The sequence below is a fragment of the Streptomyces olivaceoviridis genome, assembly GCF_014650115.1.
Classification (GTDB): domain Bacteria; phylum Actinomycetota; class Actinomycetes; order Streptomycetales; family Streptomycetaceae; genus Streptomyces; species Streptomyces olivaceoviridis.
Window position 1 is genome coordinate 60,727 of the sequence record NZ_BMUI01000020.1, and the last position, 22,508, is coordinate 83,234.

The 22,508-nt window shown below is 70.5% G+C and carries 18 protein-coding genes; 9 read left to right on the forward strand and 9 right to left on the reverse strand.

The genetic code is table 11. The features are described 5' to 3' along the window. Positions 1–284 precede the first annotated feature (284 nt). Positions 285–1,187: an LLM class flavin-dependent oxidoreductase gene (locus IE273_RS30735; protein ID WP_189818439.1), complete on the forward strand. Its 903-nt coding sequence runs from the start codon at positions 285–287 to the stop codon at positions 1,185–1,187. 102 nt (positions 1,188–1,289) lie between these two features. Further along, positions 1,290–2,162, forward strand: a complete 873-nt coding sequence (locus IE273_RS30740) for a Cof-type HAD-IIB family hydrolase (protein ID WP_189818440.1) — start codon at positions 1,290–1,292, stop codon at positions 2,160–2,162. A gap of 201 nt (positions 2,163–2,363) precedes the next feature. Here IE273_RS30740 and cydD read toward each other — a convergent pair whose 3' ends face one another. The 4 genes from cydD to hisC all read right to left on the reverse strand — a co-directional run bounded on the left by cydD (position 2,364) and on the right by hisC (position 10,128). After that, positions 2,364–5,879, reverse strand: a complete 3,516-nt coding sequence (cydD, locus tag IE273_RS30745) for a thiol reductant ABC exporter subunit CydD (protein WP_189818441.1) — start codon at positions 5,877–5,879, stop codon at positions 2,364–2,366. Positions 5,880–5,931: 52 nt separating this feature from the next. Further along, positions 5,932–6,951: a cytochrome d ubiquinol oxidase subunit II gene (gene cydB, locus IE273_RS30750; RefSeq protein WP_189818442.1), complete on the reverse strand. Its 1,020-nt coding sequence runs from the start codon at positions 6,949–6,951 to the stop codon at positions 5,932–5,934. A 15-nt stretch (positions 6,952–6,966) separates the two neighbouring features. Further along, entirely contained in the window at positions 6,967–8,475 is a 1,509-nt protein-coding gene (locus tag IE273_RS30755; protein WP_189818443.1) for a cytochrome ubiquinol oxidase subunit I, read from the reverse strand. Positions 8,476–9,039: 564 nt separating this feature from the next. Beyond that, positions 9,040–10,128 carry a histidinol-phosphate transaminase gene (gene hisC, locus IE273_RS30765; RefSeq protein ID WP_189818445.1) on the reverse strand — a complete coding sequence of 363 codons (1,089 nt, stop codon included), beginning with the start codon at positions 10,126–10,128 and terminating at the stop codon, positions 9,040–9,042. Between the two features lie 453 nt (positions 10,129–10,581). Between hisC and IE273_RS30770 the strand changes: the two genes are divergently transcribed. From IE273_RS30770 to IE273_RS30780, 3 genes are all read left to right on the forward strand, one after another. Next, the gene (locus IE273_RS30770) at positions 10,582–11,694 is read left to right on the forward strand and encodes a LacI family DNA-binding transcriptional regulator (protein WP_189818446.1); all 1,113 of its coding nucleotides are present in this window, start codon (positions 10,582–10,584) and stop codon (positions 11,692–11,694) included. A gap of 296 nt (positions 11,695–11,990) precedes the next feature. After that, positions 11,991–13,067, forward strand: coding sequence for a metallophosphoesterase (locus IE273_RS30775; RefSeq protein ID WP_189818447.1), 1,077 nt, complete (start codon positions 11,991–11,993; stop codon positions 13,065–13,067). A 181-nt stretch (positions 13,068–13,248) separates the two neighbouring features. Then, complete coding sequence (locus IE273_RS30780; RefSeq protein ID WP_189818448.1) at positions 13,249–14,112, forward strand: hypothetical protein; 864 nt, start codon at positions 13,249–13,251, stop codon at positions 14,110–14,112. Positions 14,113–14,228: 116 nt separating this feature from the next. Here the strand turns inward: IE273_RS30780 and thiC are convergent, their stop codons facing one another. After that, on the reverse strand, positions 14,229–16,013 hold the full coding sequence (gene thiC, locus IE273_RS30785) for a phosphomethylpyrimidine synthase ThiC (RefSeq protein WP_229887720.1): 1,785 nt from the start codon (positions 16,011–16,013) through the stop codon (positions 14,229–14,231). Between the two features lie 250 nt (positions 16,014–16,263). Between thiC and IE273_RS30790 the strand changes: the two genes are divergently transcribed. Beyond that, positions 16,264–17,679 carry a YibE/F family protein gene (locus tag IE273_RS30790; RefSeq protein WP_373309419.1) on the forward strand — a complete coding sequence of 472 codons (1,416 nt, stop codon included), beginning with the start codon at positions 16,264–16,266 and terminating at the stop codon, positions 17,677–17,679. Positions 17,680–17,872: 193 nt separating this feature from the next. On the opposite strand, the gene IE273_RS30795 is transcribed toward IE273_RS30790, so the two are convergent. The 4 genes from IE273_RS30795 to IE273_RS30810 all read right to left on the reverse strand — a co-directional run bounded on the left by IE273_RS30795 (position 17,873) and on the right by IE273_RS30810 (position 20,251). Beyond that, complete coding sequence (locus IE273_RS30795) at positions 17,873–18,310, reverse strand: SsgA family sporulation/cell division regulator (RefSeq protein ID WP_014673729.1); 438 nt, start codon at positions 18,308–18,310, stop codon at positions 17,873–17,875. Between the two features lie 99 nt (positions 18,311–18,409). After that, positions 18,410–19,123: an IclR family transcriptional regulator gene (locus tag IE273_RS30800; RefSeq protein ID WP_189818450.1), complete on the reverse strand. Its 714-nt coding sequence runs from the start codon at positions 19,121–19,123 to the stop codon at positions 18,410–18,412. Between the two features lie 464 nt (positions 19,124–19,587). Then, a complete protein-coding gene (locus tag IE273_RS30805) occupies positions 19,588–19,800 on the reverse strand; it encodes a DUF5326 family protein (RefSeq protein WP_014673731.1) in 213 nt (70 codons plus the stop codon). A gap of 133 nt (positions 19,801–19,933) precedes the next feature. Next, the gene (locus IE273_RS30810; RefSeq protein WP_189818451.1) at positions 19,934–20,251 is read right to left on the reverse strand and encodes a cupin domain-containing protein; all 318 of its coding nucleotides are present in this window, start codon (positions 20,249–20,251) and stop codon (positions 19,934–19,936) included. A gap of 104 nt (positions 20,252–20,355) precedes the next feature. On the opposite strand from IE273_RS30810, the gene IE273_RS30815 reads away from it, so the two are divergent. From IE273_RS30815 to IE273_RS30825, 3 genes are read left to right on the forward strand one after another with little or no spacing between them, the layout of a single operon-like run. Further along, on the forward strand, positions 20,356–20,733 hold the full coding sequence (locus IE273_RS30815) for a phage holin family protein (RefSeq protein ID WP_189818452.1): 378 nt from the start codon (positions 20,356–20,358) through the stop codon (positions 20,731–20,733). A gap of 4 nt (positions 20,734–20,737) precedes the next feature. Beyond that, positions 20,738–21,229 (forward strand): low molecular weight protein-tyrosine-phosphatase, encoded by a 492-nt coding sequence (locus IE273_RS30820; protein ID WP_189818453.1) that lies wholly within the window; start codon positions 20,738–20,740, stop codon positions 21,227–21,229. Beyond that, positions 21,226–22,374, forward strand: coding sequence for a cystathionine gamma-lyase (locus tag IE273_RS30825; RefSeq protein WP_189818454.1), 1,149 nt, complete (start codon positions 21,226–21,228; stop codon positions 22,372–22,374). Before IE273_RS30820 ends, IE273_RS30825 begins: the two co-directional genes overlap by 4 nt. Positions 22,375–22,508 lie beyond the last annotated feature (134 nt).

The following is a 22,508-nucleotide window of genomic DNA, read 5'->3' on the forward strand; positions in this document are numbered from 1 at the left end:
TGAGCGGCGGGCACGGGGATCGCTCAGTGAGCGTCGGGCACGGGGGTCACTCGGTGACCGGCGGACACGGGGGTCGCACGGTGAGCGGCGGACACGGAGAATCGCACGGTGACCGGCGGACACGCGGATCGCACGCTGTGCAGCGGACACGAGGATCGCACGGTGACCGGCGGACACGGAGAATCGCACGGTGAGCAGCGGACACGTCCAGCACTCCGTGGCCGCGGGACCGCACACCGTGACCGTTTCGTCCGTGGCCGAGGGGTCCCCTTACGCTCGGACGCATGAGTCTGCGTCTGAGCACCGTGATCCTGCCGTACCGCCGCTGGCACGAGGGCGGCCGTTCGGCCTGGGTACGCGCCGAGCAGCTCGGCTTCCACACGGCGTACACCTACGACCACCTGTCCTGGCGAAGCTTCCGTGACGGCCCCTGGTTCGGCGCGATCCCGACGCTGACCGCAGCCGCGGCGGCCACCGACCGGCTGCGCCTCGGCACGCTGGTCACCTCGCCGAACTTCCGCCACCCGGTGACCCTCGCCAAGGAACTGATCTCGCTGGACGACATCTCCGGCGGCCGGGTCACCCTCGGCATCGGCGCGGGCGGCACCGGTTTCGACGCCACCGCCCTCGGCCAGGAGCCGTGGAGCCCGCGCGAGCGCGCCGACCGGTTCGCCGAGTTCGTGCCCCTGCTCGACCGGCTCCTCACCGAGGACGCGGTCTCGTCCGAGGGCCGTTTCTACTCGGCGGACGAGGCCCGGAACATCCCGGGCTGTGTGCAGCGCCCCCGGCTGCCGTTCGCGGTGGCGGCCACCGGCCCGCGCGGCCTGAGGCTCGCCGCGCGGTACGGCCAGGCGTGGGTGACCACCGGCGACCCGAAGCTGTACGAGACCGGTACGCCGGAGCAGTCCGTCGCGGCCCTGCACGGCCAGATCGGCAAGCTGACCGAGGCATGCGAGGCCGCCGGGCGGGACGTCGCCGAGCTGGACAAGGTCCTGCTCACCGGCTTCACCCCGGACCGCGCCCGGCCGCTCGCGTCCCTGGACGCCTTCGTGGACTTCGCCGGCCGCCACCGGGAACTGGGCTTCACCGAGATCGTGATCCACTGGCCCATCCCGGACTCCGACTTCGCCGCCGACGAGAAGGTCTTCGAGCGGATCGCCATGGAAGCCCTCGCCCAGCTGGACTGACCCCGGGACCGACCGTCCGCACCGGCCGCGCCGAGCGTCGCCTGTGTCTCATCCGTGCGCTCTCCCGCACGGCCGTGCGGAACCCTGGGTGAGAATGGCCGGGTGACCTCAGCGACCAGACAGCCCGGGACCCCTGCCGCCGCCCTGCCGCCGCGGCTGATCGCCACCGACCTGGACGGCACTCTGCTGCGCGACGACAAGTCGGTCTCCCCACGGACCGTCGCCGCGCTGGCCGCCGCCGAGGAGGCCGGGATCGAGGTCTTCTTCGTCACCGGCCGGCCGGCCCGCTGGATGGACGTGGTCAGCGAGCACGTCCACGGCCACGGCCTGGCGATCTGCGGCAACGGCGCCGCCGTGGTCGACCTGCACGGCGGCCCCGGAACGCACCGGTTCGTGAAGGTCCGCGAGCTGGCCCGGGACAACGCCCTGAAGGCCGTACAACTGCTGCGCGAGGCGGCGCCCGGCACGGTGTTCGCGGTCGAGCAGACGTACGGCTTCCACCAGGAGCCGGACTATCCCAAGCTGCACATGGAGATACCCGACCATCTCCTGCCCGCCGAGAAGCTGCTCGCACCCGACGGCCCCGGCGCCGACCAGCCCGTACTCAAGATCCTCGCCTACCACCCGTCCCTCGACCCCGACGCGTTCCTCACCCTCGCCCGGCTGGCCGTCGGCGAGCACGCCAACGTCACCCGTTCCAGCCCCAGCGCCCTGCTGGAACTCAGCGGCCCCGGCGTCTCCAAGGCCAGCACCCTCGCCCTGTGCTGCGCCGAGCGCGGCATCTCGCACGAGGAGGTCGTGGCCTTCGGGGACATGCCCAACGACGTCGAGATGCTGACCTGGGCCGGCCAGTCCTACGCGATGGGCAACGCCCACCCCGACGTCATCGCCGCCGCGTCGGGCCGCACGGTCGCCAACAACGACGACGGCGTGGCGGTGGTGATCGAGCACCTGCTCGCCGACCGGGTGCGGTAGCGCTCCGCGCGAGGCCTGGTCTGAAGGCCCGCCGCACTGGTGAACCCGGTAGGGACGGCCGGGCTGCTGACAGCCGGCCACGCGGTGAACCCGGTCCGAACAGCCGGGCCGCTGACAGTCGGCCACGCTGGTGGGCCGGGCGGAGCAGCCGGGCCGTCGATGCCCCGTCCGGGACCGCGGGGCGGCCCCGGCGGCGAGCCCTCAGCCCACCCCCACCAGCGACTCCGCCTCGGCTTCCCGGCGTGCCATCTCCCGCAGCGGCCCGTCCTCGGTGATCAGCCGCTCGTACGGCCCTCGCTGCACCACCCGGCCCGCGTCGAGCACGATCACCTCGTCCACCGCGTCGAGTCCCGCCAGCCGGTGCGTGATCAGCAGCGTCGTACGGCCCTCCGTGGCGGCCAGCAGATCGGCGGTCAGCGCATCCGCCGTCGGCAGATCCAGGTGCTCGGCGGGCTCGTCCAGGACCAGCACGGGAAAACCGGCCAGCAGCGCGCGTGCCAGCGCCAGCCGCTGCCGCTGCCCGCCGGACAGCCTCGCCCCGTGCTCGCCGACGAGCGTGTCCAGGCCGTCGGGCAACGCGTCCACCCAGTCCAGCAGCCGTGCCCGGGCCAGCGCTCCGCGCAGGTCGGCCTCGGTGGCGTCCTTCCTGGCGAGGAGCAGGTTCTCGCGCACCGAGCTGTCGAAGAGATGCGCGTCCTGCGCGCACAGTCCGACGAACCGCCGTACGTCGTCACCGTCCAGCGCGCACGCGTCCACACCGGCGAGCGTGTACGAGCCCGCCTCCGCGTCGAGGAACCGCAGCAGCACCTGCGCGAGGGTCGTCTTGCCGGAGCCGGACGCCCCCACCACCGCGATCCGGCGCCCCTCCTCCAGCGTCAGATCCAGCCCGGCGAGCGCCTCCCGCCGCTGCCCCGCGTACCGCGCGACCACGCCCTTGACGACCACCGGGAACGGAGAGGCGGGCGCCCGCCGGGGCGAGACGGGCTCGCGCACGGGCTCGGGCGCGTCCAGGACCTCGTACACCCGCTCCGCGCTGCGCCGCACGCGCTGCCGGTACCGCGCGGCGAGCGGCAGCCCCAGTACGGCCTCGAAGGCGGCGAGAGGGGTCAGGACGACCACGGCCATCGCCACGCCGCTCAGCCGGCCGGCCGCCACCGCCTGGGCGCCGAACGCCGCGGTGGCCGTGACGGTCAGCCCGGAGATGAGCGCGGTGAGCCCGTCTCCGAGCCCGGTGACGGCGGCGGCGCGCGCGGCGATCCGGGTGAGGGTGCCGTCGGCCCGCCGGGCCGCGTCCGTACGGGCCGGCAGCGCACCGGCGACGGTCAGCTCGGCCGTGCCGGTGAGCAGGTCGGTCACACGGGTCGCGAGCACTCCCCGGGCGGGCGCCAGCCGCCGCTCGGTCCGCCGGGCCGCGGTCGCGGTCAGCAGGGGTACACCGGCACCGGCGGCCAGCAGGCCCGCCGCGAGGACGGCACCGGCCTCGGGCAGCAGCCAGGCCGTGAAGCCGACGGAGGCGGCGGACACGGTGAGCGCCACTCCGGCGGGCAGCAGCCAGCGCAGCCAGTAGTCCTGGAACGCGTCCACGTCCGCGACGAGCCGGGTGAGCAGATCACCGCGCCGGGCGCCGTGCAGCCCCGCGGGGGCCAGGCGTTCCAGCCGCCGGTACACCGCGACCCGGGTGTCGGCCAGCATCCGCAGCACGGCGTCGTGCGACACCAGCCGCTCGGCGTACCGGAAGACGGCCCGCCCGATCCCGAACGCCCGGGTCGCGGTCACGGCCACCATCAGGTACAGCACCGGGGGCTGCTGGGACGCCCGCGAGATGAGCCAGCCGGAGGTGGCCATGAGCCCCACGGCACACCCCAGGGCAAGACTCCCCAGCCCCAGCGCCCCGACCAAGCGGCCCCGCTGCCCCCCGCCGATCCCCCGGACCCGCCGCAACACACCGCCCCCGACCCGCTGCTCCGACCCCGGCCCACCCTCCAGCCGACTGAGTCGGGTGGCGGGTGGTTGAGGGCGGGGGTTCAGGGGGCGGGGGTCCCTGGTGGGCCCACTGCACCCCGGGGACGGAACGGCAGCGGTACCTCCGAGCCGTACCACCCGGTCAGCCACCCCCAACAACGCAGGCCGATGCACGACAAGCAGCACGGTCCGCCCAGCGGCAAGCCTCCGCACCGCGGCCACAACCTCCCCCTCGGTCCCCCCGTCCAACGCAGCCGTCGGCTCATCCAGCAACAGCACAGGCCGATCCGCGAGAAACGCCCGAGCCAACGCCAACCGCTGCCGTTGCCCCGCCGACAACCCCGCCCCGTCCTCCCCGAGTACGGTGTCGACCCCCTCCGGCAGCGCCGCCACGAACTCCCACGCCCCCGCGTCCCGCAGCGCCCGCCGCACGGCACCGTCGTCGGCGTCAGGCCGGACCAACCGCACGTTCTCCGCGATCGTCCCGGCGTACAGATGCGGCCTCTGCGGCACCCACGCGACCCTCGACCGCCACTCCGCCAGATCCAGCCCGGCGAGATCCGCGCCCCCGATCCGTATCCGTCCCTCGGTGGGCCGTACGAACCCCAGCAACACGCTCAGCAGCGTCGACTTGCCCACCCCGCTCGGCCCGACCAGCGCAACGGTCTCACCGGGCTCGACGGTGAACGACACATCGGTCACCGCATCCGAGGACCGTCCCGGATACCGAACGCTGACCCCCTCGAAGGCCACACCACCCGCCGGCACCGCACCCGTACCCGAGTCCGGCACCGCCGTCTCCAGCACGCTGAAGATCTCCTCCGCCGCGGCAAGCCCCTCCGCCGCCGCGTGGTACTGCGCACCCACCTGTCGCAGCGGCAGGTAGGCCTCGGGCGCCAGCACGAGGATCACCAGACCGATGTAGAGATCCATGTCTCCGTGGACGAGCCGCATCCCGATCGTCACGGCGACCAGCGCCACCGACAGCGTGGCCAGCAACTCCAGCGCGAACGAGGACAGGAAGGCGATCCGCAGCGTCCGCAGGGTGGCCTGCCGGTACTCGCCGGTGATCCGCCGGATGGACTCCGCCTGCGCCTTGGCCCGGCCGAACACCTTCAGCGTGGGCAGTCCCGCGACCACGTCCAGGAAGTGGCCGGACAACCGGGACAGCAACCGCCACTGCCGCTCCACCCGGGACTGGGTCGCCCAGCCGATCAGCATCATGAAGACCGGAATCAGCGGCAGGGTGCAGACGATGATCGCCGCCGACACCCAGTCCTCGGTGACGATCCGCGCCAGCACCGCCACGGGCACGACCACGGCGAGCCCCAACTGCGGCAGGTAGCGCGCGAAGTAGTCGTCCAGGGCGTCGACCCCGCGCGTGGCCAGGGTGACCAGCGAGCCGGTCCGCTGACCGCTCAGCCACCCCGGACCGAGCGCCGCCGCCCGGTCGAGCAGCCGCCCGCGCAGCTCCGACTTCACGGCCGCGCTCGCGCGATGGGCCGAAAGTTCGGTGAGCCACGCGACGATCGATCGCCCGACGGCCACGGCGGCCAACAGCAGCAGGGGGGTACGCAGTTCGGCGACCGACTGCCCGTGCTGGAACGCTCCGACGACGATCTCGGCGACAAGCATGGCCTGAGCGATGACCAGTCCGGCGCCGACGGCCCCCAGACCGATGACCGCGACGAGGAAGAGACGGGTGGCACGGGCGTACCGCAGAAGGCGGGGATCGATTGGTTTCACGTGAAACATGCCCTTCGGTACCGGGGGTGCTGTTTCACGTGAAACAGCACCCCCGGCGGACTCAGTGCGCGGCGCCGGCCGCAGCGTCAGAAGCGATGTGCTGCGTGCCGATCCGCTTACGGAAGACCCAGTAGGTCCAGCCCTGGTAGAGCAGAACGAGCGGCGTGGCGATCGCCGCGCACCACGTCATGATCTTCAGGGTGTACGGACTCGACGAGGCGTTGGTGACCGTCAGACTCCAGTCCCCGTTCAGGGTGGACGGCATGACGTTCGGGAAGAGCGACAGGAAGAGCATCGCCACGGCCGCCACGATGGTGACGCCGGACAGCGCGAACGACCATCCCTCCCGACCGGCCTGGTTGGCCACGAGAGCCGCCACCAGGGCGACGACGGCCACGATCAGAGCCACCAGACTCTTGCCGTCACCGCTGTCGGCCTGCGTCCACAACAGGAAGGCGAGCGCCGCGACGGCCGCGACCAGACCGACCCACCGGGCCAGCTTCCGGGCCCGTACCCGGATCTCCCCGACCGTCTTGAGCGCGGTGAACACCGCTCCGTGGAAGGTGAACAGCGTGAGCGTCACCAGGCCACCGAGCAGGGCATAGGGGTTGAGCAGGTCCCAGACGTTGCCGACGTACTCGAAGTTCCGGTCGAGCTTGACCCCCCGCACGATGTTCCCGAAGGCCACGCCCCACAGGAACGCCGGCAGCAGCGAGGTCCAGAAGATCGCTGTCTCCCAATTGCGCTGCCAGTTCTCCTCCGGCCGCTTGGCCCGGTACTCGAAGGCGACACCCCGGACGATCAGGCAGACCAGGATGAGCAGCAGGGGCAGGTAGAAGCCGGAGAAGAGGGTGGCGTACCACTCGGGGAACGCGGCGAAGGTCGCGCCGCCCGCGGTGAGCAGCCACACCTCGTTGCCGTCCCAGACCGGGCCGATGGTGTTGATGAGCACCCGGCGCTCGGGCCGGTTGCGGGCCAGCAGCTTGGTGAGGATGCCGACCCCGAAGTCGAAGCCCTCCAGGAAGAAGTAGCCGGTCCACAGGACGGCGATCAGGACGAACCAGACGTCGTGAAGTTCCATGACTGTTCCCTCGGCCTAGTACGAGAAGGCCATCGGCTTGTCGGCGTCACGGGTGTCGCCGCCGATCTTCGTGGGCGGGTTGAGGTCGGCCTCGGTGAGCTCGGGCGGGCCGGCCTTGACGTACTTCGCGAGCAGCTTGACCTCGACCACGGCGAGGATGGCGTACAGCGCGGTGAAGACGGTCATCGAGGTGAGGACCTCGCCCTGGGAGACACCGGGGGAGACCGCGTCCCGGGTCTGGAGGACGCCGTAGACGACCCACGGCTGCCGGCCCATCTCCGTGAAGATCCAGCCCCACGAGTTGGCGATCAGCGGGAAGGCGAGGGTCCAGGTCGCGATGCGCCAGTACCAGGGGGTGAGCTTCGGGCTGAGCGCCTTGTTCTTGAACAGCACCAGGTGCGGCACCTCGTCCTCGCCGACCCTCAGGGCTGGGGGCAGCATGAACTTCTTGCGGGTCAGCCACAGTCCGGCCAGTCCGATGGCGAAGGAGGCCATGCCGAAGCCGATCATCCAGCGGAAGCCCCAGAAGGCGACGGGGATGTTGGGCCGGTAGTCACCGGGCCCGAACTTCTGCTGCTCGGCCTTGTTCACGTCGTTGATGCCGGGCACGTACGAGGTGAAGCTGTCGTCGGCGAGGAAGGACAGCAGCCCTGGGATCTCGATGGCCACGGAGTTGTGGCCCTTGTCCACATCGCCATAGGCGAAGATCGAGAACGGCGCCGGCTTCTGGCCGTCCCACAGTGCCTCGGCGGCGGCCATCTTCATCGGCTGCTGCTTGAACATCACCTTGCCGAGGGTGTCGCCGCTGATGGCGGTGAGCAGGCCGGCGATGACCACGGTGACCAGGCCGAGCCGCAGCGAGGTCTTCATCTCGCGGATGTGCTTCTTGCGGGCCAGGTGGTAGGCGGAGATGCCCACCATGAAGGCGCCACCGGTCAGGAACGCCGCGGACAGGGTGTGGAAGGCCTGACTGAGGGCGGTGTTCTGGGTCAGCACGGCCCAGAAGTCGGTCAGCTCGGCCCGCCCCCTGACCTTGTCGATCTTGTAGCCGACCGGGTGCTGCATCCAGGAGTTCGCCGCGAGGATGAAGTACGCCGACAGGACCGTGCCGATCGAGACCATCCAGATGCAGGCCAGATGGATCTTCTTGGGCAGTTTGTCCCAGCCGAAGATCCACAGGCCGATGAAGGTGGACTCGAAGAAGAAGGCGATCAGCGCCTCGAAGGCGAGCGGGGCGCCGAAGATGTCACCGACGAAGCGCGAGTAGTCGGACCAGTTCATGCCGAACTGGAACTCCTGCACGATGCCGGTGACCACACCCATCGCGATGTTGATCAGGAAGAGCTTGCCCCAGAACTTCGTCGCCCTGAGGTACTTCTCCTTCTCCGTGCGCACCCAGGCCGTCTGCAGCCCGGCCGTGAGCGCGGCCAGGGAGATCGTCAGCGGAACGAACAGGAAGTGGTAGACGGTGGTGATGCCGAACTGCCAGCGCGCCAGTGTTTCCGGCGCCAAAGCCAGGTCCACGTCGTCACTCTCCTTACTACGGCGTGGTGCAGCGCGGTTTGCCCCTTTTATTGCACGCATACGGAACAAACGAGACGCGCTTGTGAACGCGTTCACATTCACAAGCCATTATGACGCACTGATTTTCAGCCTGCGTAGGGGGTCCCCCTCACTATGACCGACCGCACATGGGGCGAGGGGGATCATTTCGACACAGGCGCCTCTGTTTCACGTGAAACGGACGCCAGACAGATCATGGAACCGGGCACGGTGGCCTTCTGCGTGGACAGCGACGCAGTGCGTGCGCTGTCCTAGGTCCTGTCGTCAAACTCCCGTCGTCCGCCCGGAGGGCGGGCCGCGCGGCGTCAGGTGCGTGCTCTCGGCGTGCCGGGCCCCGGCCCTCGTACTGGATGTACTTGGGTCGGGGCCCGGTGCGGCGAGAGTGCGTGCATGGCGTCGCGCGGCAGACGGGAGTTTGACGACAGGGCCTAGGCAGCGTGGACGGGGACGCCGCTCTCCTGGCGGCCGTACGCGACGGCGGCCCCGTCCGGGTGGAACTGCTCGACGAGCAGAGCTACCGCCGGACTACAGCTCCCTGCGGAACGCCTCCGCCACCTTCAGGAAGATGTCGTTCGCCTCGGCCTCCCCGACCGTCACCCGCACGCCCTCGCCCGGGAACGGCCGGATCACCACTCCGTGCTCCTCGCAGGCCTGTGCGAACGGGACCGTACTCTCCCCCAGCCGCAGCCACACGAAGTTGGCCTGCGTCTCCGGCACCGTCCAGCCCTGGGCCCGCAGCGCATCGACCACGCGCGTGCGCTCGCACACCAGCGAACCCACCCGGCCCAGCAGCTCGTCCTCGGCCCGCAGCGAAGCGATCGCCGCCTCCTGAGCCAGCTGGCTCACCCCGAACGGCACCGCCGTCTTGCGCAGCGCCGCCGCCACCGGCTCATGGGCGATCGCGAAACCGACGCGCAGCCCGGCCAGCCCGTACGCCTTGGAGAAGGTCCGCAGGACGCAGACGTTGGCCCGCTTCCGGTACAGCTCGACACCGTCGGGCACCTCGGGGTCGCGGATGAACTCCCGGTAGGCCTCGTCCAGCACCACCAGCACATCGGCGGGCACCCGGTCGAGGAACCGCTCCAGCTCGGCCCGCCGCACCGCCGTGCCGGTCGGGTTGTTGGGGTTGCAGACGAAGACCAACCGGGTCCGGTCGGTGATCGCGTCCGCCATCGCGTCGAGGTCGTGCACATCGCCCGCCGTCAGCGGCACCTGCACCGAGCTGGCGCCGCTGATCTGCGTGATGATCGGGTACGCCTCGAACGACCGCCAGGCGTAGATCACCTCGTCGCCGGGGCCGCTGGTGGCCTGGATCAGTTGCTGGGCGACACCCACCGAGCCGGTGCCGGTTGCCAGGTCGGAGAGCGGCACACCGAAGCGATCGGACAGCTCGTTCATCAGCCCGGTGCAGGCCATGTCGGGGTAACGGTTGAAGTCACAGGCCGCCGCGCTCACGCTCTCCAGCACGCCGGGCAGCGGCGGGTACGGGTTCTCGTTGGAGGACAGCTTGTAGGCGACCGGTCCGCCGGCCGCGGCCGGCTTGCCCGGCTTGCCCGGCTTGTAGGTAGGAATACGCTCCAGCTCGGCGCGCAGCTTGGGGCTCGTCTCGCTCACCGCAGTCCTCCTCGCGACCACCGGCGGCCCGTCGACACCGCCGACATCCAATACTCCTCACCATAAGAGGATTCGGCGCCGCTGCGAACAGGTCCGGAACGCCCAGTAGTGCGGTCGTCGCCGCGGAAAGAGGCGAAGCTCACGTCTTCGACCGGCATCAGGGACATCCTCGTACGAAGGCGTACGTTTCGGGGGGCGCGCCGTACATATATCTATGCGCCGGTAGCTCGCGCCGTGGCGCGCGTCCCCCGTGAAGGTGAGTTGAGACCTCTTCGAGACATCGGGGACTTGGTAGGTCCATCCGCGTCGACCAGTCACGTCTTACTATTGGATCGGTCAACCACCTTGGTTCCCAAGGAAGTTGGCACCCAATGACCATGCAGAAACGTGCCTGTCAACGCGTGCATATGCGTCCGCACTACCCCACCGCATGAGCCCTACTATCGGCTCGCCATGACAGCAGCAGGGAAGCACCAGGTGAGCCGCGCGGAAACCTCACGTCGAGGCAGCCGGCCGGGTCGGGCGGGCATCAGAGACGTGGCCGCCGCCGCCGGGGTCTCCATCACGACCGTGTCCGACGCCCTCAACGGCAAGGGCCGGCTTCCGGATGCCACCCGGCGCCATGTCCGCGAGGTCGCCGACCGGCTGGGGTACCGGCCCTCGGCCGCCGCCCGCACCCTCCGTACCGGCAAGTCGGGTCTGATCGGCCTGACCGTGACCACATACGGGGATGAACCTTTCACCTTCACCGAGTTCGCCTACTTCGCCGAGATGGCACGGGCGGCGACATCGGCCGCGCTCGCCCGCGGCTACGCCCTGGTCATCCTGCCCGCGACCTCCCGCCACGACGTCTGGTCCAACGTCGCCCTGGACGGCACGGTCGTGATCGACCCCTCCGACCAGGACCCGGTGGTCAGCGAGCTGGTGCGACAGGGACTGCCGGTCGTCTCCGACGGCCGCCCGGCCGGCGCGCTCCCCGTCACCGCCTGGGTCGACAACGACCACGAGGCCGCCGTACTCGGCATCCTCGACCACCTCGCCGCCGCCGGCGCCCGCCGCATCGGCCTGCTCACCGGCACCACGACGGACACGTACACCCACCTGTCGACCACCGCGTACCTGCGCTGGTGCGAACGGGTCGGCCAGGACCCGGTCTACGAGTCCTATCCGGCGCACGACCCGTGCGCGGGCGCCGTCGCCGCCGACCGGCTGCTCGCCCGCCCCGACCGGCCCGACGCGGTCTACGGGCTGTTCGACCCCAACGGCACCGACCTGCTCGCCGCCGCCCGCCGCTACGGCCTGCGCGTCCCCGACGACCTGCTGCTGGTGTGCTGTAGCGAGTCCACCGTGTACGCCAGCACCGAGCCGCCCATCACCACCCTGTCCCTGAAGCCGCGCCGCATCGGGACCGCCGTCGTCCAGCTCCTCATCGACGCCATCGAGGGCGTCGAGTCGGACCAGCCGGTCGAGCAGGTGATACCGACCGAGCTGATCGTGCGCACCTCCTCCCAGCGGCGGTCCCCGCGCACGACGGTCAGCCCGCCGCGGACACCGGACGAGAAGTAGCACCGCCCGCCGCACCGGCCCGCACGGGGCCCGGCCGGTGCGGCACAGGGGACCCGGCGGCGCGGCGCGGGCGGGGACGGACCCGGCGGGCCGAGGGCTCGTCCGGCCGACAGCCGGTCGAACATCTGCCCAAACAGGGCGAAAGCCACGGTGAACTGGAGTCTTGTTCCGATTCACCACCCCTGGGTCATCACACGGCGCGACGCGCGTTCCTATGATGGGCCCACGACACCGCGGACCGCTGCGACCAGGCAGTCCGAAGCGGTGCAGATGCGGCGCGATGGTGGAGGGGTCTGATGACTCAGGGGGCCGGTCAGGGACCCGAGGTGGAGCGGACGGCGACGTTGCGCGACTTCCGGGTACCCGCGTACGTCCACGAGACCGGTCCGTACGTCCAGCACGTCCACCCCGGTGACGTCGTACCGCCCGCCGACGAGGCGTACCCCGAGGGCTACACCCCCACCCAGCGCGACCTGCCCGTCATCAACCGCGGCGACACCCTCCAGGTCCCCGTGGAGCCCGCCCCCGCCCCGGCCCCCCAGCCCGCGACCGGGCCCGGCCCGCTCTATGTCGTCGGTGACGTCCACGGCTACCTGGACGAGCTGGTGGCGGCCCTACAGGAGCAGGGCCTGATCGACGCCTCGGGCCAGTGGTGCGCGGGCACCGCCCGGCTGTGGTTCCTCGGCGACTTCACCGACCGCGGCCCGGACGGCATCGGCGTCATCGACCTGGTCATGCGGCTGTCCGCCGAGGCCGCGGCGGCTGGCGGATACTGCAAGGCCCTCATGGGCAACCACGAACTGCTGCTCCTCGGCGCCAAACGGTTCGGCGACACCCCCGTCAACTCCGGCGCGGGCACGGCCACCTTCCAGGCGGCCTGGCTGCTCAACGGCGGCCAGAAGACCGACATGGACCGCCTCCAGGACCACCACCTCCAGTGGATGGCCCGCCTCGACGCCGTCGAGGAGGTCGACGGCTATCTGCTCCTCCACTCCGACACCACCGCCTACCTCGACTACGGCGACTCCATCGAGGCGGTCAACGACACGGTCCGCGAGGCTCTGACCCGCAACGACGCCGACGAGGTCTGGGACCTGTTCCGCAAGTTCACCAAACGCTTCTCCTTCCGCGACGAGGGCGGCGCCGACGCCGTACGCTCCCTCCTCGATACGTACGGCGGCACCCGGGTCGTTCACGGGCATAGCCCCATTCCCTACCTCCTCGGCCAGGTCGGCTCCGAGGACGGCGAGGACAGCACCGGCCCGATCGTCGAGGGGCCGCACGTCTACGCCGACGGACTCGCCATCGCCATGGACGGTGGAGTGACCATGGCCGGAAAGCTGCTGGTCCAGCAACTGCCTTTGCACAGCTGACCGTTCGCCGGGCAGGCATCTCCCATCCGCGTACGCGCAGGCCGGACCGCAATTTCCGGCAATCCCCTGTCACCGTGCGCCGTCACGGCTCTACCATCGGCTTATCCGTAGCAGGCTCCCCTCCGTTTCTGCCCGACGGCTCGCCGGCGTGCGAGCCCCAAGCCCTACGGAGCATCGGGGGATGCACATGAACAGCGTTCCGCAGCACCTGCTGAGCGAGGACCGCCAGGAATTCGAGCGGCTCCTCGATGAGGCGCTGCGCTCCGCACCGCACCGACCGGAACTGGCCGCTGTCGGACAGCGGCTCAACTCCGAACAACTACGCACCATGGCACTCGACGCCTCCGCCCTGATCACGGCAGCCGCGGCGGCCGAGTACCAGCACTACGTCAAGCTGCGCGACGAGCTGCGTCACCCTGCGCTGTCCGGCCCGTCGGCCGTCGCCGACTCCGACGAGCCGAGCCCGGACTCGACCAGCACGGGCGTCGCCACCACCCTCGGCGAAGCCGCCGAAAGCACCGGCGCGGGCGCCATCGCGGTCACCGCCGTCCTGGCTCCCGTCCTCTCCGGGACCGCCGCGGTGATCTTCCTGCTGGTCGGCTACATCCTGAAGGTGCTCGACCCCCACCAGACCTTCGCCCGGACCATGCTCACCGCCGGCTGGGTGTTCGGCGCCATCACCGCGGCGGCGGTCCTCGTCGCCGCGGTCGGCCTGCTGCTCACCGCTCTGCGCAACAGCACCCGGGCGGACGACCGGGCACGGGACGCGGCCCACGAGGAGCTGGCCAGGGCCAGGGAGGCGTGGCGGGACGCCCTGCTGGAGCGCGGCATCCTGCCCTTCCTCCGGGAGGCACTCGCCGAACCCGGCACGACCACCGGTCACCCGTCGACCCCGTCCGCGCCGACCGGCCGCATACCCCGCCTCGGCTACGACCGCCCCGGCTTCAGCAGCCCCGACGACGGCACCGCGACCGGCCGCCCGAGCTTCACCAGCCCCGACTACACGAGCCCGGACTTCGGCGGCCCGGAGCACCAGCCCGAGTGATCCGACCGGCCCACCGGTGTGCTGCCACCACACCGGTCGGTCGTGGGCCCTACTGCCCCGCCACACCGGCCGACCGTCAGGGGACCGGCCGGCGCGGCGAGTCCGGCGTGCGGCACTCAGTCGGCGATCGGCAGGTACACCCGGTTGCCGGCCGCCGCGAACTCCTTGGACTTCTGGGCCATACCCTCCTCGATCTCGGCCCGGCTGCCGCCGTGCTCACGCCGGATGTCCTGCGAGATCTTCATGCTGCAGAACTTCGGGCCGCACATGGAGCAGAAGTGCGCCGTCTTGGCGGGCTCGGCCGGCAGGGTCTCGTCGTGGAACTCCCGTGCCGTGTCCGGGTCCAGCGCGAGGTTGAACTGGTCCTCCCACCGGAACTCGAAGCGGGCGTCGGACAGTGCGTCGTCCCACTCCTGGGCGCCGGGATGCCCCTTGGCGAGGTCCGCCGCGTGTGCGGCGATCTTGTAGGTGATGACACCGGTCTTGACGTCGTCCCGGTTGGGCAGGCCCAGGTGCTCCTTGGGCGTGACGTAGCAGAGCATCGCCGTGCCCCACCAGGCGATCATCGCGGCACCGATGCCGGAGGTGATGTGGTCGTACGCGGGCGCGACGTCCGTGGTCAGCGGGCCGAGCGTATAGAACGGAGCTTCATCGCAGATCTCCTGCTGAAGGTCGATGTTCTCCTTGATCTTATGCATCGGGACGTGCCCCGGGCCCTCGATCATGGTCTGTACGTTGAAACGCTTGGCGATGCGGTTGAGTTCCCCGAGCGTCCTCAACTCCGCGAACTGGGCCTCGTCGTTGGCGTCCGCGATCGAACCCGGCCGCAGGCCGTCGCCCAGCGAGTACGTGACGTCGTAGGCGGCGAGGATCTCGCACAGCTCCTCGAAGTTCTCGTACAGGAACGATTCCTTGTGATGCGCCAGGCACCACGCGGCCATGATCGAGCCGCCGCGCGAGACGATGCCGGTCTTGCGGTGGGCGGTGAGCGGGACGTACGGCAGCCGGACGCCCGCGTGGACCGTCATGTAGTCCACGCCCTGCTCGGCCTGCTCGATGACGGTGTCCTTGTAGATCTCCCAGGTCAGCTCCTCGGCCTTGCCGTCGACCTTCTCCAGGGCCTGGTAGAGCGGCACCGTGCCGATGGGGACGGGGGAGTTGCGCAGGACCCACTCACGGGTGGTGTGGATGTTGCGGCCGGTGGACAGGTCCATGACCGTGTCGGCGCCCCACCGGGTCGCCCAGGTCATCTTCTCGACCTCCTCCTCGATGGAGGACGTCACCGCGGAGTTGCCGATGTTGGCGTTCACCTTCACCAGGAACCGTTTGCCGATGATCATCGGCTCGATCTCCGGGTGGTTGACGTTGGCCGGCAGCACGGCCCGGCCCGCCGCGATCTCCTCGCGGACCACCTCAGGAGAAACGTTCTCCCGGAGGGCCACGAACTCCATCTCCGGCGTGATCTCGCCGCGGCGGGCGTACGCGAGCTGCGTCACCGCACGGCCGTTGCCGCCCCGCCGCGGCTGACGCGGACGTCCGGGGAAGACCGCGTCCAGGTTCCGCAGGCCGCCGCGCGGCGAGGTGTGCTTGATCCCGTCGTCCTCGGGACGGACCGGACGGCCCGCGTACTCCTCGGTGTCGCCGCGGGCAATGATCCAGTTCTCCCGCAGCGGCGGCAGGCCACGACGGACGTCCGTGTCGACGAGTGGATCGGTGTACGGACCTGACGTGTCATACAGCGTGACCGACTGCCCGTTGGTGAGGTGCACCTGACGGACCGGCACGCGCAGATCGGGGCGCGAGCCCTCGACGTACGCCTTGTGCCAGCCGATGGACTTCCCGACCTCCGGGGACTTCTCGTCCTGGACGGAGGCAGGCGTGCGTGCGTCCTTGTTGGCCATGAGACCTACTCCCTACGCCGGCATTACCCGGTAACAGGTTCGGCGGTCGACGCAGCGGCTTCCGTCTGCCGACGTTTCTTGTGGAACACCTCTTGTTCCACGTGAAACATCGCGTGTACGGAGGTCAGCGCCCTCTCAGCCCGGTGCTCCGAGCTCCCGCGTGTGCAAAGGTGCCTCCACGCTAGCGCCATGTGTGGCGCGGTGAACAGTGGGCCCCCGTCGTTCTTGCGATGATCGGGCGGTGACCAGGATGGAGCAGTACCCCTACCAGCCGCCCGAGCCGCCCCGCCGAGACGGCCCGGAACAGGGCGACGAACACGGCCACGGTCCACACGGCCACGGTCACTCACACGGCAACAGCCACTCGCACGGCCACAGCCACAACCACGGCCCGGCTGCCCCCGTCTCCCAGCACCTGCGCAAGGTCATCGCAGCGATCCTGGTCCCCTTCACCGCGGCGGTCCTGGTCGGCCTCGTGGTGCTCTGGCCCGGGCACGCCCCCTCCCACAAGCGCACCGGCGTCGGCTTCGACCGGCAGACCCAGCAGGCCACGGTCACCCGGGTCGTCGAGGTCAGCTGCAAGTCGGTGAACGCGTCCGGCGGCACTCCGGCCGGCGACACCTCCAGCGCCGAGGGCATGTCGGCGGAGGCGGAGACCGACAGAACCTGCAAGAAGGCCACCATCCGGGTGGACACCGGCAAGGACGAGGGCCGTACCTTCACCGAGATCGTGCAGCCGGACCAGTCACGGCAGTTGCACCAGGGCGAGAAGGTCGTGGTCGCCTACGAGCCCTCGGCCCCCAAGGACCTGCAGTACTCGGTGACCGATGTGAACCGGAAGTTCCCCATGGCACTGCTCGCGGGGATCTTCGCGGTGGCCGTCGTGGTGGTGGGCCGGCTGCGCGGGGTGATGGCGCTGGTCGCCCTGGCCGTGAGTTTCCTCGTGCTGACGCTGTTCATCCTGCCGGCGATCCTGGAGGGGGCGAACCCGCTGCTGGTGGCCGTAGTGGGGTCGAGCGCCATCATGCTGATCGCCCTGTACATGTGCCACGGTCTGTCGGCGCGTACGTCGGTGGCCGTGCTCGGCACGCTGATCTCGCTCTGTCTGATCGGCGTGCTCGGCTCGCTGTTCATCGGCTGGGCCGCGCTGACCGGCAACACGGACGACAGCACCGGCCTGATCCACGGCCTGTACCCGTCGATCGACATGAGCGGTCTGCTGCTGGCCGGTGTCATCATCGGTTCGCTCGGCGTCCTGGACGACGTGACGGTGACGCAGACCTCGGCCGTCTGGGAACTGCACGAGGCCAACCCGTCGATGGGCTGGCGCGGGCTGTACCGGGCGGGCATCCGCATCGGCCGGGACCACATCGCGTCCGTGGTCAACACCCTCGTGCTCGCCTACGCCGGTGCCGCACTGCCGTTGCTGCTGCTGTTCTCGATCGCGCAGAGCAGCGTCGGCACCGTGGCCAACAGCGAGCTGGTGGCCGAGGAGATCGTGCGCACGTTGGTGGGCTCGATCGGTCTGGTGGCCTCTGTCCCGGTCACCACCGCGCTGGCCGCGCTCGTCGTGTCGGCCGACCGGACCGGGCCCGGCGCCACGGCACCCGCCGGGGCACAGCCCGCACCGGCACGCGGCGGCCGGGGCCGACGCCGTAAGCGGTGACGCAGGGAGGGGTGACGCCTGAAGCCGGAAGCGGTCGGCCCGGAGGAGAGGTGAGCACCGGGGAGGGGCGAGCGCCGCGGAGAATGAGCACCGCGGAAGGGTGCGCCCACCAGAACGGGCGCCCACCGCAGAAGCGTTCCTGCACAGTTCCGCGCGGCACGACGGATCGCCCGCCACCCCGTGCCGTAACGCGTCAGCCGGCGCTCTGTTCCTCGGCGAGGATGCGGTCCAGGGCCTCGTCGAGGTGAGCGTCGAAATCAGCGAGCGCACCCTCCTGGCCGAGCGGCACGAGCTTGTCCGTACGGTCGAGGAAGGCCACGAGCGGCGGCGCCGACGAGCGGAACAGGGCCTGGTCGCCGCCGACCTGAAGCCGGATCAGCACCTCACCCAGTACCTCGGAATCGGCGGGGGCGATGTGCACGTCCCCCTCCCCGCACGGGCGGCCGACCCCGTCGATCAGCAGCTCCCGCCCGAAAGCCCAGGTCACCGGAGCATCACCGGGCAGATGAAAGGTGAGGCGTACGGCATACGGATCACAGGTCTCGTAGCGCAACTCCACCGGGATGCGGAAGGAGAGCTCCTCCGACACGAGAAAGCTCATCATGACTTCTGCCTGTACGGACTCGCGCATCGCCTATCCCGTCATATGACATCGACTGGCCGGGATTGATCCCTCTGACCGTGGTCAAATCTTGCTGAAAGTACACAAGAGATCACAAGGAGTAAGTTTTCAGATACTGATAGAGAGCGTGAGCGATCCCAGGTGCCGACCGATCTCCGCCTGCATCCGCTGTGCCGCGGGCATCAGCCGGTCGGCCTGACGGACGGGCAGGGAGAGGGCCATCGTGGCCGCGGTGGTGCCGACCGTGATCGGGACCGCCGCGCAGACGGTGCCGACCGCGTACTCCTGGCGCTCCACCACCGGTTCCATGCGCCGCATCCGGGCCAGCCGCCGCAGCAGCGCGTCGTTGTCCCGCACCGTGTACGGCGTGATGGGCCGCACCGGATACCGGGCGAGGTGGTCGCGCCGTGCGTCCTCGTCCAGCTGGGAGAGCAGACACTGTCCGATCGCGTGCGCATGGCCGGTCTCACGGAAGTCCGCCCACTCTTCCACCGCGGGCGCCTGACGGGAGGCGGAGACGCACATGACCTCGATCTCACCGTCCCGGTACATCGCGTAGTACACCGGTACTCCGATGGAATCGCGCCAGTGCGCCAGCGTGTCCGCCACCGTGCTGCGACGTTTCTGCTGCGCTCCACTGCGGCCCAGTCGCTCCGCCGCGTCACCGAGGAAGAACAGCCCCTTCTCGCGGCGCAGATAGCCCTCGTGGACCAGGGTGCGCAGCAGGTGGTACGCCGTGGGCAGCGCGAGGCCGGTCTCACGGGCGAGTTGTTTGGCCGGGGCGCCGTATGCGTGCGCGGCGACGGTCTCCAGCAGGTGCATGGCGCGCTGGACGGACCCGATGAGCGTGGCGGTGGGTGCGGGGGCGGCCGGTGGTCCCGGCCGGCCGGCGGAGGGCGGTGGTCCGGAGCGGCCGGCGGAGGGCGGTGGTCCGGAGCGGTCCGCGGCACGCGGGGGTCCGGGGATGTCCGCGGCCTGTGGCTGGCCCGGGACGGCCAGGGGTACCGGGCGCTGGACGGGGGGCGCGCAGGAGCGCGATGGGGTGGGGGGTGCGTGTGGTTCCGCCGGTGCGGTGTCAACCGTGGCCAAGGGTCACTCCCGGAGCGCGAGGGGGCAGCCCGTGCGAGGAAGAGCACGGAGGGGGGTCTGCGCCGCCCACGGGGCCGGACCCCGTGGGGAGTTCCGGACTTTAACCGCCCGCCACCGCCCGTAGACGGCTCCCGGGGGAAACTTCCCTCCCCCGAGGGAAGCGGCCCTCCGTCACGGGTGACCGGCTCCCGGGTGCCTCACCAGTCGCTGCGCGACGAGGAGTTCCCCATGAACTTGCGGACGATGTAGATCAGTCCGCCGACCAGGGCGACGAAGATCAGCGCCTTGAACAGCAGGCCGATAACGAACCCGACCACCGTCGCTATCAGGCCGCCGAACACGACCAGGGCGATGACCGGCACCGCGACCCACTTCACCCACCACGGCAGCCCCGCGAAGATCTCTCGCATCGCCCTCGTCCTTTGCGTCTCGTGCGTTGTCGATGTTCCGCACTCGATGCTAGGGCCGCGCAGGGCCCTCACGGGGGCCTCGCATCCCTTGTCCTCCCCTGACCCGTCCCCTAGGGAACCCGGGGCTCCCGGGTCACGCCTCGGGCGGAGAGAACACGACGAGCACCCTGAGGTCCTCGCTGATGTGGTGAAACTTGTGGGCGACCCCGGCGGGCACGTACACGACGCTGCCCCGCGCCACCTCGGTCGTCTCCAGACCCACGGTGATCGACGCCCGGCCGCTGACCACGAGGTACACCTCGTCTTGGCCGTGCGGCTTCTGCGGGTCGTGCTCGCCCGCGTTGAGGGCGTACAGGCCGACCGACATGTTCCGCTCGCGCAGGAACTGCAGGTAGGCGCCTTCGTTGGCGGCGCGTTCCGCCTCCAGATCGTCCAGCCGGAATGCCTTCATCGCCGCTGCCGCCCTCGCCTCACTGCTCGCTGTTCCGCTGCCCGCCGTCGCACCGCTCGCCGTCCGTCCGGCCAGGGTCCGCCCGGTCTGCCACGATCAGACACATGAAGAATTTCGTAGTCAAGACGATCGCCAACGCAGGCGCCCTGGCGGTCGCGGTGTGGCTGCTCGACAAGATCACCCTGACGGGTGACAGCACCGCCAAGAAGGCCGGCACGCTGATCGTCGTCGCGTTGATCTTCGGCCTGGTGAACTGGTTGGTCAAGCCGATCGTGAAGGTGCTCACCTTCCCGCTGTTCATCCTGACCCTGGGCCTGATCACCCTGGTCGTGAACGCGCTGATGCTGTTGCTGACCTCCTGGGTGTGCGGCAAGCTCGACCTGAGTTTCCATGTGGAGGGCTTCTGGACGGCCGTCGTCGGCGGTCTGATCGTCTCCGTCGTCTCCTGGGCGCTGCACGTCGTCCTGCCCGACGAGGACTGAGCTCATGGCCTACCGTGTCTGTTTCGTGTGCACCGGCAACATCTGCCGTTCCCCGATGGCCGAATCCGTCTTCCGCGCGCGCGTGGCGGAGGCCGGGCTGGAGGACCTGGTGGCGGTGGACAGCGCCGGCACGGGCGGCTGGCACGAGGGCGAGCCCGCCGACCCGCGTACCGTCTCGGTCCTGGAGGAGCACGGCTACGACAGCGAGCACGTCGCCCGCCAGTTCCTGCCGTCGTGGTTCGCCCGCCTCGACCTCGTGATAGCCCTCGACACCGGCCATCTCAAGGCCCTGCGGCGCCTTGCGCCCACCGAGGAGGACGCTCGCAAGATACGCCTGCTGCGCTCCTACGACCCCGCCGCCGGCGACGACCTCGACGTGCCGGACCCGTACTACGGGGGCCGGGACGGTTTCGAGGAGTGCCTTGAGATGGTGGAGGCGGCGGGCACCGGTCTGCTCGCCGCCGTACGGGACGAACTGGAGGGACGGGCCGCATGAACGACGCCACGAAGAACGTGGGCCGCGTCGGCGACGGCACGCGCGCGGTACGTGCGGGACTGCCGGAGCCGGCGAAGAACGAGCCGACCCTGCCCGGACCGGTGTTCGCGGCCCACTTCCACCTGCCCGGCGAGGTCTCGGGACCGTATGCGTACGGCCGTGACGACAACCCGACCTGGACGCTGCTGGAGCGGGCCGTCAGCGAGCTGGAGGCACCCGGGCGGGAGGACACCGAGACGCTGGTCTTCGCCTCCGGCATGGCGGCGATCTCCGCCGTGCTGTTCTCCCAGCTGCGCGCCGGGGACGCGGTCGTGCTGCCGTCCGACGGCTATCAGGTGCTGCCGTTGGTCGGCGCCCAGCTGGAGGCGTACGGCGTCGAGGTGCGCACCGCGCCGACCGGCGGGGACGCCCAGCTGGAGGTGCTCGACGGGGCGCGGCTGCTGTGGATCGAGTCGCCGTCCAACCCCGGGCTCGATGTCTGCGACATCCGGCGCCTGGCCGAGGCGGCCCACGCGCGGGGCGCCCTGGTGGCCGTGGACAACACCCTCGCCACCCCGCTCGGCCAGCGCCCGCTGGAACTGGGCGCCGACTTCTCCGTGGCCAGCGGTACCAAGCAGCTCACCGGCCATGGCGATGTCCTGCTGGGTTACGTCACCGGCCGCGGTGCCGAGGCGATGGCCGCCGTGCGCCGCTGGCGCAAGATCGTCGGCGCGATCTCCGGCCCCATGGAGGCCTGGCTCGCACACCGGTCCATCGCCACGCTCCAGCTGCGCGTCGACCGGCAGAACGCCACGGCCCTCGCCGTCGCGGAGGCGCTGCGGCGGCGGCCCGAGGTCTCCGGCCTGCGCTACCCGGGCCTGTCCGACGACCCCTCGCACAAGATCGCCACGCAGCAGATGCGCCGCTACGGCTCCGTCGTCTCCTTCACCCTGCCCACGCGCACGCGTGCCGAGCGTTTTCTGGCTGCCCTGCGGCTGGTGGAGGACGCGACGAGTTTCGGGGGGGTGCGATCCACCGCCGAACGCCGCCGCCGCTGGGGCGGGGACGCCGTCCCGGAGGGCTTCATCCGCATGTCCGTCGGCGCGGAGGACCCCGAGGACCTGGTGGCGGACGTGCTGCGCGCCCTGGACGCGTCCGCCGAGTAGCGTCCGCGTCTCCCGCCGCTGTCGTCAGGGCGGTCCGAGCCTCCCCCCTCGTGGCTCGGACCGCCTGCGGCTTTCCTGGGAAAGACCGTGCGAACCAGGCTAGTTGACTCTGCGTCAGTGTCCAATCACGCTAA

Excerpts from the sequence above, each read along its gene's own strand:
- IE273_RS30735 (WP_189818439.1), top strand. The coding sequence starts at position 285 with ATGAGTCTGCGTCTGAGCACCGTGATCCTGCCGTACCGCCGCTGGCAC.
- cydD (WP_189818441.1), bottom strand. The coding sequence starts at position 5,879 with ATGTTTCACGTGAAACCAATCGATCCCCGCCTTCTGCGGTACGCCCGT.
- cydB (WP_189818442.1), bottom strand. The coding sequence starts at position 6,951 with ATGGAACTTCACGACGTCTGGTTCGTCCTGATCGCCGTCCTGTGGACC.
- IE273_RS30770 (WP_189818446.1), top strand. The coding sequence starts at position 10,582 with ATGACAGCAGCAGGGAAGCACCAGGTGAGCCGCGCGGAAACCTCACGT.
- IE273_RS30775 (WP_189818447.1), top strand. The coding sequence starts at position 11,991 with ATGACTCAGGGGGCCGGTCAGGGACCCGAGGTGGAGCGGACGGCGACG.
- IE273_RS30780 (WP_189818448.1), top strand. The coding sequence starts at position 13,249 with ATGCACATGAACAGCGTTCCGCAGCACCTGCTGAGCGAGGACCGCCAG.
- thiC (WP_229887720.1), bottom strand. The coding sequence starts at position 16,013 with ATGGCCAACAAGGACGCACGCACGCCTGCCTCCGTCCAGGACGAGAAG.
- IE273_RS30790 (WP_373309419.1), top strand. The coding sequence starts at position 16,264 with ATGGAGCAGTACCCCTACCAGCCGCCCGAGCCGCCCCGCCGAGACGGC.
- IE273_RS30795 (WP_014673729.1), bottom strand. The coding sequence starts at position 18,310 with ATGCGCGAGTCCGTACAGGCAGAAGTCATGATGAGCTTTCTCGTGTCG.
- IE273_RS30800 (WP_189818450.1), bottom strand. The coding sequence starts at position 19,123 with ATGCACCTGCTGGAGACCGTCGCCGCGCACGCATACGGCGCCCCGGCC.
- IE273_RS30805 (WP_014673731.1), bottom strand. The coding sequence starts at position 19,800 with ATGCGAGAGATCTTCGCGGGGCTGCCGTGGTGGGTGAAGTGGGTCGCG.
- IE273_RS30810 (WP_189818451.1), bottom strand. The coding sequence starts at position 20,251 with ATGAAGGCATTCCGGCTGGACGATCTGGAGGCGGAACGCGCCGCCAAC.
- IE273_RS30815 (WP_189818452.1), top strand. The coding sequence starts at position 20,356 with ATGAAGAATTTCGTAGTCAAGACGATCGCCAACGCAGGCGCCCTGGCG.
- IE273_RS30820 (WP_189818453.1), top strand. The coding sequence starts at position 20,738 with ATGGCCTACCGTGTCTGTTTCGTGTGCACCGGCAACATCTGCCGTTCC.
- IE273_RS30825 (WP_189818454.1), top strand. The coding sequence starts at position 21,226 with ATGAACGACGCCACGAAGAACGTGGGCCGCGTCGGCGACGGCACGCGC.